Here is a 14,795-nt window from a genome sequence, read left to right as displayed (position 1 = left end):
TGAAGCGCCCCTGGTTTTCTAGACACTTTGTTGCTGAAAAATAAACTGCCTTTCAAACTCTACCGGCGACAGCCCATCATTGGAACCATGACGCCTGATTGGGTTGTAAAACATCTCGATATAATCAAACACATCGCTGCGGGCTTCGTCTCTTGTCGCGTAAATCCTGCGCTTGATCCGCTCCCGTTTGAGCAACTGAAAGAAGCTCTCGGCGACCGCGTTGTCGTGACAGTTACCCCGTCGGCTCATGCTGCAACTCAGGTTGTGGGCCTTCAGAAAGTCTTGCCATTCACCACCGGTAAACTGGCTGCCCTGATCCGAATGCACCAGTACCGGCTGCTTGGGTTTGCGCCGCCAGACGGCCATCAATAACGCATCAACCGCCAAGTCTGCCGTCATGCGTGACTTCATCGCCCAGCCGACGATCTGGCGAGAGAACAGGTCGAGCACCACCGCCAGGTACAGCCACCCTTCTTGAGTGCGAATGTAGGTAATGTCAGTCACCCAGGTGATGTTGGGGGCTGGCACCTTAAACTGACGTGCCAGCGTGTTTGGGGCAGCTTGCGTGCTCTTGCCTCCATAATGCCCCTTGCGGCGTTGATAGCCCGTTTGCGAACGCAGTCCCTCCCGCTTCATTAATTTGGCCACACGGTGCTTGCCGCAGGCTTCCCCTGCGCCACGAAAGTCGCGATGGATCTTGCGATAACCGTAGACAGCACCACTTTCCAGCCAGGATTGCTTGACCAATCCGGTCAGTCGTTCGTCCTCCTGCTGTCGTGGCGATGTGGGCTGTTTCAACCACGCGTAGAAGCCACTTCGGTGAACCCCCAGGGTCTGGCACAGGGTAACGACACTGTACCGGTCGAGTCGGGAGGTTATGAACGCGTACCTTTCCTTGACTCGCTGGCAAAGTACGCGGCGGCCTCCTTTAGAATATTGCGCTCCTCGGTGACCTGGCGCAGTTCAGTTTTCAGGCGGCGGATCTCGGCTTGCAAGGCAGACTCTTCTATCTGCTGGTCAGCAGGCTTACCGTACTGCTTGAGCCATGCATACAGGCTGTGGCTGGATACCCCGATGGCACGTGCAACGTCAGCCACCGGCCGCCCGCGCTCGGTGATTTGTTTAACGGCTTCGATTTTGAATGTTTCTGGATAACGCTGACGGGTCATAACACCTCCAATAGTTGCCTCATTTTAAGGCTGTGAGGTGTCTAGGGAACTGGGGGCGATTCAAACAGTCTGGCAGCGTTCCCCTTTGGTAGCACAGTCGGTGTGTTCAGTGGTGGCTGAGACAACCCAGGTTGAACGGGAATGCCAGACATAGGGCAACCTGTGGCGCTCTTCACTCTCATCATTTCTGGTGAGGATCATAGACCCGTTGGACGCCCTCCCTTCAGCTTCACGTGCAAGTGTCAGCTCGTAACAAGGATGCTGCCCTCACTGTGCACAACAGGGTGGTTCAGGGATGTAGAGAAACAAGGAGGTGATAGATATGGCTGTTCAACTGCTTGTCTGATGGCATATAGCCATCGCTCATTGAACTATTGCCGTATGACGTGATATTCACCAGGCAACAAAAAAGGGCCCGAAGGCCCTTGTTTCATTTCCAATGACTGTCGTGCTTACCCGCCAAAGAGATGGTTGTTCAGCAGGAACAGGCCGCCGGAGAGCAGCATGGTGAGCGGCAATGTCAGCACCCAGGCAAGCAGAATGGTCTTGATGGTCTGGCTCTGCAGGCCGGACTTGTTGGCCACCATGGTCCCCGCCACCGCAGAGGAGAGAATGTGGGTGGTGGACACCGGCATCCCGGTCAGACTCGCAATCCCGATGGACGCGGCGGCCGTGATCTGGGCTGCAATGCCCTGGCTGTAGGTCATGCCGGTGGAACCGATCTTCTCCCCTACCGTGTAGACGATACGACGCCAGCCCACCATGGTGCCGCAACCGAGCGCCAGCGCGATGGACACGATAACCCAGGTCGGCGCATATTCGGCCGTGGCGGTCAGATCCTTGCGCCATTTGGCAAGATCAGTCAGCTCCTTGGCCGGCAGCGGCAATTTGGAGACCTTGCGGGCAGTGTCGTCGATGCACAGCAGCAGGCGACGCACTTCGCGGCGATCCACCAGGTTCATCTCCTCGTAGGTGCGCACCTGGCCCAGACGCTTGTCGAGGGTCGCCATGGCCTGCAGGGCCTCCCCTGCCGCACAGTGGCTCATCAGCTCCTCCTGGGCTTTGGCAGGCACACTGAAGTTCACCAGATGGGAAACCTGATCCTGGTTACGCTGGTAGATCTCCATGATGCGCTGGTTGGCATCCTGAGTTCTGTCCAGATCATAGGAGCGGCTGTTCATGTCCAGCGCAAAATAGGCAGGCGCCATGCAGATCAGCACCAGCATCACCAGACCGATGCCTTTCTGACCATCGTTGGAGCCGTGCACGAAGCTCACCCCCATTGCGGAACAAATCAGTGTGACACGGGCCCAGAACGGTGGATGCTTCTTGCCGTCCACCAGCAGGCGCTCTTCCGGGGTCTTGTGGATCTTGCTGCCAAGCCATACGCGCTTCATGGCGAACAGCAGCAAGGCGGCAATGATGAAGCCCACGGTGGGAGAGATGATGAGAGAGAGCATGATGTCGATGGCTTTGCCGACGTTGATACCCTCTTTCAGGGGTTGATGGCTGATCAGGGCATAGGCACCTCCTACCCCCAGGATGGAACCGATCAGGGTGTGGGAGCTGGATGCCGGAATGCCGAAGTACCAGGTTCCCAGGTTCCAGACGATGGCCGAGAACAGCAGGGAGAACACCATGATCAGACCCTGGGTGGAGTCCATGCCAAGCAGCAGATCGATGGGCAGCAGATGAACGATGGCGTAGGCCACCCCCAATCCACCCAGCATGACACCGGCGAAATTGAACAGACCGGAAGCCACCACCGCCATATGAGCCGGCATCGCCTTGGTATAGATAACCGTTGCTACCGCGTTGGCGGTATCATGAAAGCCGTTGATGAATTCATAGGCCAGCACAAAAAAAACGGCCAATACCAAACCGATTGACCACCACAAACCCAAACCACTAAACATTTCAAACATAAAAACGAACCTGTTTATGAGTTGCGGCGGATTATGCCAGAAGGCTCGATGCGCCATACCCGTTGTTGAAATATTTCAGCAAAAAAAAAAAAGGGCATTCCGTCAGAAAATGTCTTAGGGCCTGTAGGAACGGGGCTTGTCGAGGATTAATTTATGTCCATTCCATTGCTGTGGATAGGCGCCAATCAAAGCCGTAGCAAGGCTCAATGTCCCGAAAAAGGCCGCCTTTCAACCCGCTCGGCACGCCCGTTTCCTTTTGTCAGATAAAAAAGAGGGTGCCTTGGCACCCTCCTCGATAGACAAGCCGCACGGTGCGGAGATCAATCCTGGTTGATCCGGCTGGCCACAGCCCCTTGCTGACTCTTGTATTTGGCATTTTCCCGTTTGTTGTACGGGCGAGCCGCGGTACCTGACAGCATCTCGAAGTTCAGGGCACCGATCTTCATCTTGGGACGCAGGGCCAGAGGCAACTTGCCGCCGTTGTAAAACTCCAGCACGATGCGACCGGACCAGCCCGGATCGATGCGGTGGGCGGTGACGTGTACCATGAGGCCGAGGCGCGCCAGGGAAGAACGACCATCCAGCCAGCCGACGATATCGGCGGGCAAGGTAACCGATTCATAGGTCACCGCCAGCGCCAGCTGACCCGGGTGCAGATAGAAGGCTTCACCGTCCGGCACGTGGATCTCCTCGCTCATCACCCGCTCGATGGCATCGGCCATCTCGGCACTGGTCCCGCCAAGGTCGATATAAGGCGCGGTATGATCGCGAAACACCCGAAACTCGTTGCCCAGCAGCACATCGACGCTGACGCCGCTGATCCGCTCAACACCGGGCCGCGGCTCGATGACGATCTTGCCTTCATCCAGGTGCCGTTCGATATCGGTATCACAAAGACGCATTCTGCGACTCTCCTGACAAAAGATTCATTAAAAAAAGCCGGGCATCACCCGGCTTGTTTTCTCTCAACCAATCAACATATGGCGGATACGCGCCTTGAGCATGTCGATGGCGATACGGTTCTTGCCGCCACGGGGCACGATCACGTCGGCATACTGCTTGGACGGGTCGATGAACTGCATGAACATGGGACGCACAGTCTTCTGATACTGCTTGAGCACGGAGTCCATGGTACGACCGCGCTCCTGCACATCGCGCACCAGACGACGCAGCAAACAGATGTCGAGCGGGGTATCCATGAAGATGGAGGCGTCCATCAGTTCGCGCAGGCGGCTGTCAGTCAACAGCAGTATCCCTTCGAGGATGATGACACGGCGCGGTGCAAAGGTGGTGACCTCGGTCATGCGCGTGTGCTCGGTATAGGAGTACTGGGGGATGTTGACCGCCTCCCCTTGCGTCAGCTGGGTCAGATGCTGCACCAGCAGATCGTGATCCAGGGCATTGGGGTGGTCATAGTTGGTCTTGACCCGCTCTTCCATGGTCAGGTGGGTCTGATCACGGTAGTAGCAATCCTCGGTGATCACACCAATCTGACCCGCTCCCAGCTCGGCCACCAGCTCTTCATAGATGGTTTGGGCGATAAGACTCTTGCCGGACGCGGATGCACCAGCAATACCGATGATCACGCAGGAATGTTGAGTATCAGACATTGAAAATACCTAAAGAGAAGAGCACTGGGGATTGTTTAAACCGATCCATTATATGAAAAAGGGGTGGCCATGCCCACCCCAAATCCGTCCCCCTTGGCCGAACGCCGATTATTCGTCCAGCGCCACCGTGTAGAGCGGGGTCGCAATCGGTTTTGCGCTGAAATAGAGCTCGGCCCCTACCCGGCGAGCCAGTTTCAGGTAAGTCTGTGACAGCTCGCCATCCGGCGCACCGAACACGGTGGGGCAGCCGTCATCCATGTGCTGGCGAATGTCGATATGCAGCGGCAACTGACCAAGCAGCGCCACGTGATACTGCTCCGCCATCTTCTGACCACCGCCGGTACCGAACAACGGCTCGTGATGCCCGCAGGCGCTGCAGACGTGGTAACTCATGTTCTCGACGATGCCAAGCACAGGCACATTGACCTTGTTGAACATGGCGATCCCCTTGCGGGCATCTGCCAGCGCCACATCCTGGGGCGTCGTGACGATCACCGCCGCCGTGGTGGGCACCTGCTGGGCCAGCGTCAGCTGGATATCGCCAGTGCCCGGGGGCATGTCCACCACCAGGTAGTCCACCTCGCCCCAGCGGGTCTCGTGCAGGATCTGCCCGAGTGCCTTGCTCGCCATGGGACCGCGCCAGATGGTGGCATCCTGCTCGGCCACCAGATAACCGATGCTGTTGCTCTTGATGCCGCAGGCCATCACCGGCTCCATCAGCTTGCCATCAAAGCTGACAGGGCGCTCCTTGAGGGTCCCCGTCATGGTCGGGATGGAGGGGCCATAGATGTCCGCATCCAGCAGGGCGACCCGCGCCCCCTCTTTTTGCAGCGCCAGCGCCAGGTTGACCGCGGTAGTGGACTTGCCCACCCCTCCCTTGCCGGAGGCAACCACCAGGATATTGCGGATCCCCTGCACCGCCGCCAGTTGCTGCGCGCGGGGCATGCTGGCCACGTCTATCTCCCCCGTCCAGTCGATGCGGGTCGCACCGGTTGAGCTGCGCAGCCGGGCATCGAACTCCTCTTTGATCTGTTCAAACAGGGACTGGCCGGCAAAGGGCAGCACCAGCGTGATGGCCAGGGTCTGTTCGTGCCGCTCGACGGAACGCACAAAACCGGCCGCGACCAGATCCTTGCCCCATCCTGCCGGCTTAAATTCGGCCAGGATCTGTTTTACTGAATCAATCACCATTAACTCCCCATTATGTTGTCGTTATGCTGAGGTGAACGGTTACCGCACATAAATCAGTGGCTTGCCGACGTCATCGTGATGCCGCCAGTCAGGGCACCGGGGGCCACAACCCTAGGCAGGCCGCCCCCAATTCGGGTAACATGCACGGCACTGTATCATCCCAACAGGCACATAAAGAACGTATTATGGCAACTGATCCTCGTAGAATGCTGGTAACCTGCGCCCTCCCCTATGCCAACGGCTCCATCCATCTCGGCCACATGCTGGAACACATCCAGGCCGATATCTGGGTTCGTTATCAGCGAATGCGTGGCCATCAGGTGCATTTCGTCTGTGCCGACGATGCCCACGGTACGCCCATCATGCTCAAGGCTCAGCAGATGGGGATCTCGCCGGAAGAGATGATTGCCGCCGTCTCCCAGGAGCACCAGGGGGATTTTGCCGGTTTCAACATCAGCTTCGACAACTACCACTCCACCCACAGTGACGAGAACCGCGAGCTGGCGGGCGTGATCTATGGCCGCCTCAAAGAGTCAGGCAAAATCAAGATCCGCACTATCTCCCAACTGTTCGATCCGGAAAAATCCATGTTCCTGCCGGATCGCTTCGTCAAGGGCACCTGCCCCAAGTGCAAGTCCCCCGATCAGTACGGTGACAACTGCGACGCTTGCGGCGCCACCTACAGCCCGACCGAGCTGATTGATCCGAAATCCGCCGTCTCCGGTGCGACCCCGGTGATGAAGGACTCCGAGCACTACTTCTTCGACCTGCCCCAGTTCGAAGCCTGGCTCGCCGACTGGGTACGCGGCTCCGGCGCCATCCAGGAAGAGATGGCCAACAAGATGCAAGAGTGGTTCGAAAGCGGCCTGCAGCAGTGGGACATCACCCGTGACGCCCCCTACTTCGGCTTCGAAATTCCCGGTGCCCCCGGCAAGTACTTCTATGTCTGGCTGGACGCCCCCATCGGCTACATGGCGTCGTTCAAGAACCTGTGCAACAAGCGCGGCGACATCGACTTCGACAGCTACTGGAAAGCGGACTCCGACGCCGAGCTCTATCACTTCATCGGCAAGGACATCGCCTACTTCCACTGCCTGTTCTGGCCGGCCATGCTGGAAGGCGCGAACTTCCGCAAGCCGACCAAGGTCAATGTTCACGGCTATGTGACCGTCAACGGCGCCAAGATGTCCAAGTCCAAGGGCACCTTCATCAAGGCGTCCACCTATCTCAAGCACCTGGATCCGGAGTGCCTGCGTTACTACTACGCCGCCAAGCTCAACAGCCGCATCGACGATCTGGACTTGAACCTCGAAGACTTCGTCTCCCGCGTCAACGCCGACGTGGTCAACAAGCTGGTCAACCTGGCCTCTCGCAACGCCGGCTTTATCGCCAAGCGTTTTGACGGCAAGCTGGCCGCCACCTGCGCCGAGCCCGCACTCTACGCCGAGTTTGCCAACGCCAGCGCCAGCATCGCCGAAGCCTATGAAGCGCGCGAATTCAGCCGCGCCATCCGCGAGATCATGGCCCTGGCCGACAAGGCCAACCGCTATGTGGACGACAAGGCTCCCTGGGTCATCGCCAAGCAGGAAGGGGCGGATGCCGAGCTGCAAGCCGTCTGCTCCGTCGGCATCAACCTGTTCCGCGTGCTGATGGCCTACTTGAAGCCCGTCATGCCGCAACTGGCCGAGCGCGCCGAAGCCTTCCTTGGCGAAACCCTGACCTGGGATGGCATCGCCGCCCCTCTGGTCGACCACGGCGTCGCCCCCTTCAAGGCACTCTTCTCCCGCATCGAGTCCGCCAAGGTGGATGCCATGGTGGAAGCGTCCAAGGAAGATCTCGCCAAGGAGCAGAGCAAGAAGCCGGCAGGCCCCCTGGTGGACGATCCCATCAGCGAGACCATCACCTACGACGACTTTGCCAAGATTGACCTGCGGGTGGCGCTGATCAAGAAAGCCGAAGCGGTGCCGGAAGCCGAGAAGCTGCTGAAGTTGCAGCTGGATATCGGCGGCGAAACCCGTCAGGTCTTTGCCGGTATCAAGTCCGCCTACAACCCGGAAGATCTGGAAGGCAAGCTGACCGTGATGGTGGCCAACCTGGCCCCGCGCAAGATGCGCTTTGGCATGTCCGAAGGCATGGTGCTGGCGGCAGGTCCGGGCGGCGAGGATCTCTGGATCCTCGAGCCCCAGGAAGGTGCTCAGCCGGGCATGCGCGTGAAGTAATACGCCCCTTCCCGGACAGTCCCAATGAAAAGAGAGGCCAATGGCCTCTCTTTTTTTATCTTGTGGGGTGCTTACTGCCCGCTCTGCAGCAATGCCATGCGAAGGCCGACCAGCTCCGCCTGATGGCAATCCAGTTGCAGTAGTTGGCAGCGGATCTCTGTTTTCAGGGCTCGCCGTTGCTGGCCCCGCCCCGTTTCGCCCCCAAGGCGTCTGAGCCATTGGCGCCTGTCCTGCAATTGCCCAAGCCGCTCCTGCCAGCTCACCAGCATGGACAACCAGGCCGGATCCCCTCCCCCCTGTGCCGTCAGCAGCTCCATCCCGTAGCGCGCCTGTTTCAGCACCAGACGCAGCCGGTGCCAGCACCGAAGTTTCGCCCTGATGCCCACAGGAAGGGAGGTGGTCTTAGCCAGTGCATCCGACAGTGACAGCGCCAGATGCAGCTGAAACAGCGGCAAGAGATCGACACCGACGGGTACCTCTTCCAGTCGGGCCAGCCAACGGGCCAGCGGGCCGGTCAACAGGGGGACCCGTGGCAAGCGGTTCTGCCGAAGCGAGCCACCATGATGCTGCGCATAGACCTGGGCATCGCGCAGGGCGGAGAGCGTGCCGACGGCACGGGTCAATTGCCGCTCCAGCTCGGGCTCATGAATGAGGGGTCGCCACAGGGCGAGCAGCGCCAGCAGGCGGCGGGCCGCTATCCGGTAGGCATGCACCTCTTCCATCCCCTTGTGCTCGCGCAGTGCCAGGGTCGCCCCCCGATATTGCCCAACGAGCCGGTTGGCCTGCGCAATCCCGCTCTCCCCCATGAACCCTCCCGGCTAGTTGGTATGAAAACCGGTTCCGGTGGGTGGCAACGCCTGGGTGCACTCCATTCGGGTGACGGTGGCGGTTCGGGGCCCGTGCTCAAGCCAGCCCAGCATCATCTGTACCTTCTGTTCGGGACCGGCAATCAGGATCTCCACCGAGCCATCTTCCAGGTTGTAGGCATGCCCCCGCAGCCCCAGTTGCAGCGCCCGCTCCCGGGTGAAGTAGCGAAACCCCACCCCCTGAACCTGACCCCACACCCGCACGACAAACGATTGCTCTCCCATTTATCACACCTTTCCCTTAAGTAATTTTTCCCCGGGGCGATAATGAGCGCGACACTCTCTTCCCCTTGCAGGACGCAATACCATTATGAAAGAAGTAAAGTTTCGGTGGGTTGACCGTTATCTCATTCACCTCACGATCAGCGAGAAATTTCTCATCACCTTCTGGTGCCCCCTGGTGTTCATCGCCTTCCTCACCTGGTATCTGCTGGCCGACGGCCATGATCAGGCGATGCAGCTCAGAGTGGATCAGCTAAAAGGGCGGGTCGAGACCACGGCCCAGCTGGTGAGCCAGCAGCCGACCCTTACCCTGCCCGCGGATCTCGTACTCACGCCTGGCGCCGCCACCGGCCTTAGCCAGCAGGGGGACATCTATCGCTATGGCGCCAGCGCAGGACAGGCGGGCGTCGTCTCCGGCACCCTGGATACGAGTCACTACGCCCTCTGGGATGGTCAGGGCACCACGCTCACCATCATCGCGGTGCTGGCCGCCCTGCTGGCCCTCATCACCCACTATCTGATGACCTTCGTCTCGGGGGCGCTCTACTCCACCAACAAGGCATTGCAGACGGTGGCGAACGGCGATCTCACCTTCCGGCTCAATTTCTTCCCGGTGCGCGACGAGTTCTCCATTCTGGCGGGCAGCATCGACACCTTCACCGACCGCCAGCACAAGATAGTGCAACTGGTGGAAGAGTCCGCCGATGCCCTTACCCTGGCCGCAGACGAATTTCGCGAGCATGCCAGCGACGGCGAGCAGCTTGCCCGCGCCCAACGCCAGCACATGGACTCCCTGGCCGCCGCCATGGAGCAGATGTCCGCCGCCATCCGGGAAGTGGCCCGCAACGCCAACGACACCCTGCTGCAAACCCGCCAGTCCAGCGACGAGGCGACTCACGGGGCACAGCGGGTGGCACGCACCATCACCGCCATCCGCACCCTGGCGGACGAGATTGGCAATGCCTCGGGCGCGGTCGAGCGGCTGACTCACAACGCCAATCGCATCAACGAAGTGGTCAACGTCATCAACGCCATCTCCCAGCAAACCAACCTGCTGGCCCTCAACGCTGCCATCGAGGCCGCCCGGGCTGGTGAACAGGGACGCGGCTTTGCGGTGGTGGCCGACGAGGTGCGCACCCTCGCCAGCCGCACCCAGCAGGCCACGGTGGAGATCCAGCAGATGATCGAGGAGCTCCAGGCCGGGACCGGGGCGCTGAACGACATCATGGAGAAGACGGTGGGGCGCGCCGCCGACAGCCAGCAGCTCATCACCGAGGTGGGCATGGACATCGAGCGGCTCAGCAACCACAGCGATGCGGTCCTGGAGATGAGCACCCAGATCGCCACCTCCAGCGAAGAGCAGAGTTCGGTGGCAGAGGAGATCACCCGCAACCTCGACAAGGTGCGCCACGAGGCAAGCCGGGTGGAGGAGTCCGCCAGCGCGGCGGTCGCCGGCACCACCGGCCTCAAGGGAACCGCCAGCGAACTCGGTCAGGCGCTCACCGGCCTGCGGATCTGACCACTCCGGCAGGCCATCGTCCAGATGGCCTGCCATGTCTGGGCCAAGCGCTGGGGACGCGCGAAACAGCCCGTTCGACCCTGACCGCGTGAGGATGCACGGATCCCGGTAGACGCGGCTTGCGTGCCTACCCTCACAGCCCCTACTATATGCCCCCTTCTTTTCTACCATCGGCAACTACCCATGAGCGCTTCCATCTATCTCGTCAAAGGCCGCGAAAAATCCCTGCTGCGTCGCCACCCCTGGATCTTCTCCAAGGGCATTGAGCGGGTGCAGGGCAACCCCGTTGACGGCGATACCGTCGAGATCTTCACCCATGACGGCAAATGGCTCGCCCGTGGCGCCTGGTCCGGCAGCTCCCAGATCCGTGCCCGGGTCTGGACCTTCGACAAGGATGAGAGCGTCGATCTCGACTTCTTCATCCGTCGCCTCACATATGCGCAGGAGTCCCGTGACGGGCTCATCAAGCGTCAGGGCCTCACCGGCTATCGCCTCTGCGCCGCCGAATCCGACGGTCTGCCGGGCCTCACCATCGACCGCTACGCCGACTTCCTGGTGTGCCAGATCCTCTCCGCCGGTGCCGAGTTCCAGCGCGAGCTGATCACGCAAGCCCTGCGTACCCTCTACCCCGAGTGCAGCATCTATGAGCGCTCCGACGTGGCGGTACGCAAGAAGGAAGGGCTGAAGGAGCGCACCGGCGTCATCCATGGCGAGACCCCGACCGACCCCGTGGTCATCGAGGAGAATGGCGGCGTCAAGATCCTGGTCGATATTCGCAACGGTCACAAGACGGGTTTCTATCTGGATCAGCGGGATAACCGCCTTGCCGCAGCGAAATACACTGAAGGCAAGCGGGTGCTCAACTGCTTCTGCTACACCGGCGGTTTCGGGGTCTATGCCCTCCAGGGCGGCGCCAAGGAGGTAGTCAACGTCGATCTCTCCCAGAATGCGCTGGACATCGCCCGCCAGAACGCCGAACTGAACGGTCTCGATACCAGCAACACCCACTTCGTGCGTCACGACGTCTTCAAGCTCTTGCGCGAATATCGCGAAAAGGGCGAGAAGTTCGATGTCATCGTGCTGGACCCGCCCAAGTTTGCCGAGAGCAAGGCCCAGCTACTGGGCGCCTGCCGCGGCTACAAGGACATCAACATGCTGGCGTTCCAGCTGTTGGCGCCGGGTGGCGTGCTGCTGACCTACTCCTGCTCCGGCCTGATGGAGCAGAGCCTGTTCCAGAAGATAGTGGCCGATGCGGCCCTCGATGCAGGCCGTGATGCCCAGATCCTGGAACTCTTGTCCCAAGCATCCGATCACCCCATCGGCACCGCCTATCCGGAAGGCTTCTACCTCAAGGGACTGGTGGTGCGCGCCCGCTAAGCCGAGCAGACCAGCGCTGCCCCCCTTGTCCCCGGTTCCAGATCCGGGTCCGGCAAGCCATCAAGAAGCCCGCGATCGTAGCGGGCTTTTTTATGCGGCCGCCAAAGAGACAACCTCCCCCCGACTTTGCCACCAACAGCGATTGCTGCCCCCATCCCTCCTCTTCGACTGACGACAGCCATCCTCAATCAAAGGTTGCCGTATCGTTAACCCGATTCTCATCTCTCTTTCACCCCAGGCATGGCATACACAACCCGCCAGCAGAGACATGCCCGGCATTTTTTTATGCAAAAGCATGAAATATTACGCATCAAAATTCAAAAACCCTCGGGGAAATATCAGCCATATACGCATATCCACTCATTTTAATGAATATTGCTGTTTTCCCCTGCAATGGATCACGCCATGCCCCTGTCCGCCTCGCACATTGCCTGGGGCGACAATACTCGCCCACCACAAGTCATCCCGCTCAATCACGCGCTGGCGCGCCCAGCGGGAAGTAGTGTCGAAATGGCCTCGCTTCCTCCACCACCCGCACGATGGAGGGATGATTGAGCAGACGGGCGCGATAGGCACGCAGACGGCCATAGTCAGCCGGGATCTCGTGGGCCCAGTCGGCGTAGAAGAGCGAGGGGGCGGCGGCGCAATCGGCCAGCGTGAAGTCTGCGCCGGCAATCCAGTGGCGTCCTTCCAGTCGCTGATCAAGCCAGGGGTAGATCTGATTGAGCAGCTCGCGGGCCTCCGCTACGCCATAGCTGTCACGATCCGCGACCGGGCGCAGCGCATCCAGCACCACTTTTTGCATCGGCGTCATCACATAGTTGTCGAAGACGCGATCCAGCATATGCACCTCCAGACCCGCATCGCCGGGCGGGATCAGGCTGACGGGGCCCGGATGGTGCGCCTGCAGATGGGCGACGATGGTGCTGCTCTCGAGGATGCAGCGACCATCATCCAGCAACACCGGGAAGCGCTTGAGTGGCCAAAGGGCGGCAAGTTCGGCGCTGGCCGCTGGCTCTTCGAGGTTCCGGTATTCGAACAGGGTGGCATTCTCGTAGAGAGCGATCAGCACTTTCTGGCTGTAGGACGAAAAGGGGTGGGCATAGAGTTTCATGAGGATGTTCCTGACGCTCAGAGGGATGACTTCCCTAGTCTAGATCCCCTCTCTATTTTCGATGCGTCCCTATCCCATGCTGGTTCTGGGATGATAAACGCCCATTCATGACGGCAATCACACTCGTATGACTCTCTTTTAGGTAGGGTGATCCCGCCTGTGGCCGCCAAGCCGGGGCTGCCGACTCATCAGGGTTGATGAGCGGCACCACAACAAAAATCGATGTCAGGCCAAGCTGAACATCATCAAGGATCCCGTCATGAATCAATCATTGCCGCTGTTGACGCCGCTGCGGGGCATCGCTGCCCTGATGGTGGTGCTGTTCCATGCCCGCTTGCTGCTCTTTCCCCAGTGGATGGAGTCGATCGCAGGCCACACCCAACTCATCGAGAACGGCTACCTCTGGGTCGATCTCTTCTTTATTTTGAGCGGGCTGGTGCTGGCCCACGTCTACGGGGAGGCCTTCGCCCGCACGCCCCACACGCCCCGCACCATAAGTTATGGCCGCTTCCTCTGGCTGCGGCTGACCCGGGTGTATCCCCTCTACCTGGTGACCCTGCTGCTGCTGGTTGGCTGGGAGCTCTACAAGGCCCACCATGGGATTGGCTTCTACGCCGGTCCCCTGTTCAAGATGTGGGAGTGGGAAGGAATGCCTCCGTTCGGCTCACCCTTTACCCCGGCCGAGGCGCTGCCAAGCAGCCTGTTGCTGCTGCAGGTGGTGACCGATCACGGATTGACCTGGAACTTCGCCGCCTGGTCCCTCAGCGTGGAGTGGATTAGCTATCTGCTGTTTCCGCTGCTCATTTCCTTCGCCGTCACCCGCAGCCGCTGGAGCAACCTCGCCCCCTTGCTGGCCCTGACGGTGCTGGCCTTTATCGTGCACAGCCGGGGTACCCTGGATGTCACCAGCGGGGCGCTGGCCATCGGGCGCGGGGTGAGTGAATTCGTGCTCGGCCTCTGGCTGCTGCCGAAGGTGAAGGCTGCCCGCCAGTGGTCCATGATGCAGCAAGATCTGCCGCTGCTGCTCGCCTTTCTGCTCCCCTTCGCTCTGATGCAGTTCACCATGACACCGTTGTTGACCCTGCTACTGATCAGCGCCTACGTGTTGCTGATCTGGATTGCCGCCTGCCAGGGCGATCGCCAGAGCCCGCTGCTGCGCCTCCTGGACAACCGCTTCACTAATTGGCTAGGGGATCTCTCCTACTCCATCTACCTGCTCCACGCCCTGGTGTTGCTCACCGGCTGCGAGCTTGTCCACTCTCTGGCGCCGGGGCTCACCGCGTGGTGGTACGCCCAGACCAACCCCTTGCTGGGCGTGCTGGCCACCCTGTTGATGCTCGCCGTGCTGATCGGGCTCTCGACGCTGAGCTACACCCTGCTGGAGCGGCCGCTGCAACGGCGACTGCGCCGGCTAGGCAAGGCTCCCCAACCAGTGATGGAGCAAGCTGGCTAGCTTCCGTCACCACATGCTGCCCCGATGCAAGACCGGCACGCCGTCGGGGCGGCTCAAAGTGGGACTAGCCTGACCAAGGCGAAGAGTACGGCTCTTTTTGAACCCGACAATCCCCTGTGCTTTGTGTGAA

Annotated in this window: 12 protein-coding genes; 4 read left to right on the top strand and 8 right to left on the bottom strand. The window is 60.2% G+C overall.

The window, feature by feature from the left end:
* Positions 1–18 precede the first annotated feature (18 nt).
* The 5 genes from AB5Y47_RS09160 to apbC all read right to left on the bottom strand — a co-directional run bounded on the left by AB5Y47_RS09160 (position 19) and on the right by apbC (position 5,895).
* A protein-coding gene (locus tag AB5Y47_RS09160) for an IS3 family transposase (RefSeq protein WP_102948979.1) occupies positions 19–1,169 on the bottom strand; the annotation gives its coding sequence in 2 pieces (ribosomal slippage) (positions 19–932 and positions 932–1,169; 1,152 coding nt in all).
* Positions 1,170–1,621: 452 nt separating this feature from the next.
* The gene (locus AB5Y47_RS09155; protein ID WP_045524860.1) at positions 1,622–3,094 is read right to left on the bottom strand and encodes an inorganic phosphate transporter; all 1,473 of its coding nucleotides are present in this window, start codon (positions 3,092–3,094) and stop codon (positions 1,622–1,624) included.
* A gap of 320 nt (positions 3,095–3,414) precedes the next feature.
* Positions 3,415–3,996, bottom strand: a complete 582-nt coding sequence (dcd, locus tag AB5Y47_RS09150; RefSeq protein WP_010674732.1) for a dCTP deaminase — start codon at positions 3,994–3,996, stop codon at positions 3,415–3,417.
* Between the two features lie 63 nt (positions 3,997–4,059).
* Positions 4,060–4,704 (bottom strand): uridine kinase, encoded by a 645-nt coding sequence (gene udk / locus AB5Y47_RS09145; protein ID WP_010674731.1) that lies wholly within the window; start codon positions 4,702–4,704, stop codon positions 4,060–4,062.
* 108 nt (positions 4,705–4,812) lie between these two features.
* Positions 4,813–5,895 (bottom strand): iron-sulfur cluster carrier protein ApbC, encoded by a 1,083-nt coding sequence (gene apbC / locus AB5Y47_RS09140; protein WP_216944244.1) that lies wholly within the window; start codon positions 5,893–5,895, stop codon positions 4,813–4,815.
* 185 nt (positions 5,896–6,080) lie between these two features.
* Between apbC and metG the strand changes: the two genes are divergently transcribed.
* Entirely contained in the window at positions 6,081–8,114 is a 2,034-nt protein-coding gene (gene metG / locus AB5Y47_RS09135; protein WP_216944243.1) for a methionine--tRNA ligase, read from the top strand.
* 71 nt (positions 8,115–8,185) lie between these two features.
* On the opposite strand, the gene AB5Y47_RS09130 is transcribed toward metG, so the two are convergent.
* Together AB5Y47_RS09130 and AB5Y47_RS09125 are read right to left on the bottom strand one after the other, a co-directional pair.
* Positions 8,186–8,920 (bottom strand): CHAD domain-containing protein, encoded by a 735-nt coding sequence (locus AB5Y47_RS09130; protein WP_216944242.1) that lies wholly within the window; start codon positions 8,918–8,920, stop codon positions 8,186–8,188.
* A gap of 12 nt (positions 8,921–8,932) precedes the next feature.
* The gene (locus tag AB5Y47_RS09125) at positions 8,933–9,205 is read right to left on the bottom strand and encodes an acylphosphatase (RefSeq protein WP_010674727.1); all 273 of its coding nucleotides are present in this window, start codon (positions 9,203–9,205) and stop codon (positions 8,933–8,935) included.
* A gap of 85 nt (positions 9,206–9,290) precedes the next feature.
* Between AB5Y47_RS09125 and AB5Y47_RS09120 the strand changes: the two genes are divergently transcribed.
* Together AB5Y47_RS09120 and AB5Y47_RS09115 are read left to right on the top strand one after the other, a co-directional pair.
* The gene (locus AB5Y47_RS09120) at positions 9,291–10,721 is read left to right on the top strand and encodes a methyl-accepting chemotaxis protein (RefSeq protein ID WP_010674726.1); all 1,431 of its coding nucleotides are present in this window, start codon (positions 9,291–9,293) and stop codon (positions 10,719–10,721) included.
* Positions 10,722–10,904: 183 nt separating this feature from the next.
* Entirely contained in the window at positions 10,905–12,098 is a 1,194-nt protein-coding gene (locus tag AB5Y47_RS09115; RefSeq protein WP_336591244.1) for a class I SAM-dependent methyltransferase, read from the top strand.
* 469 nt (positions 12,099–12,567) lie between these two features.
* On the opposite strand, the gene AB5Y47_RS09110 is transcribed toward AB5Y47_RS09115, so the two are convergent.
* A complete protein-coding gene (locus tag AB5Y47_RS09110; protein ID WP_201997138.1) occupies positions 12,568–13,212 on the bottom strand; it encodes a glutathione S-transferase family protein in 645 nt (214 codons plus the stop codon).
* Positions 13,213–13,471: 259 nt separating this feature from the next.
* Here AB5Y47_RS09110 and AB5Y47_RS09105 point away from each other — a divergent pair, with 259 nt between their 5' ends.
* Positions 13,472–14,665: an acyltransferase family protein gene (locus tag AB5Y47_RS09105; protein ID WP_368220166.1), complete on the top strand. Its 1,194-nt coding sequence runs from the start codon at positions 13,472–13,474 to the stop codon at positions 14,663–14,665.
* The last annotated feature ends 130 nt before the right edge of the window (positions 14,666–14,795 follow it).

Origin of the sequence: Aeromonas sp. R7-2 (assembly GCF_040908105.1) — a bacterium.
In the GTDB taxonomy this organism is placed as follows: Bacteria; Pseudomonadota; Gammaproteobacteria; order Enterobacterales; family Aeromonadaceae; genus Aeromonas; species Aeromonas caviae.
Note: the sequence above shows the minus strand (reverse complement) of the source record. Positions and strands in the feature narration are given on the sequence as shown.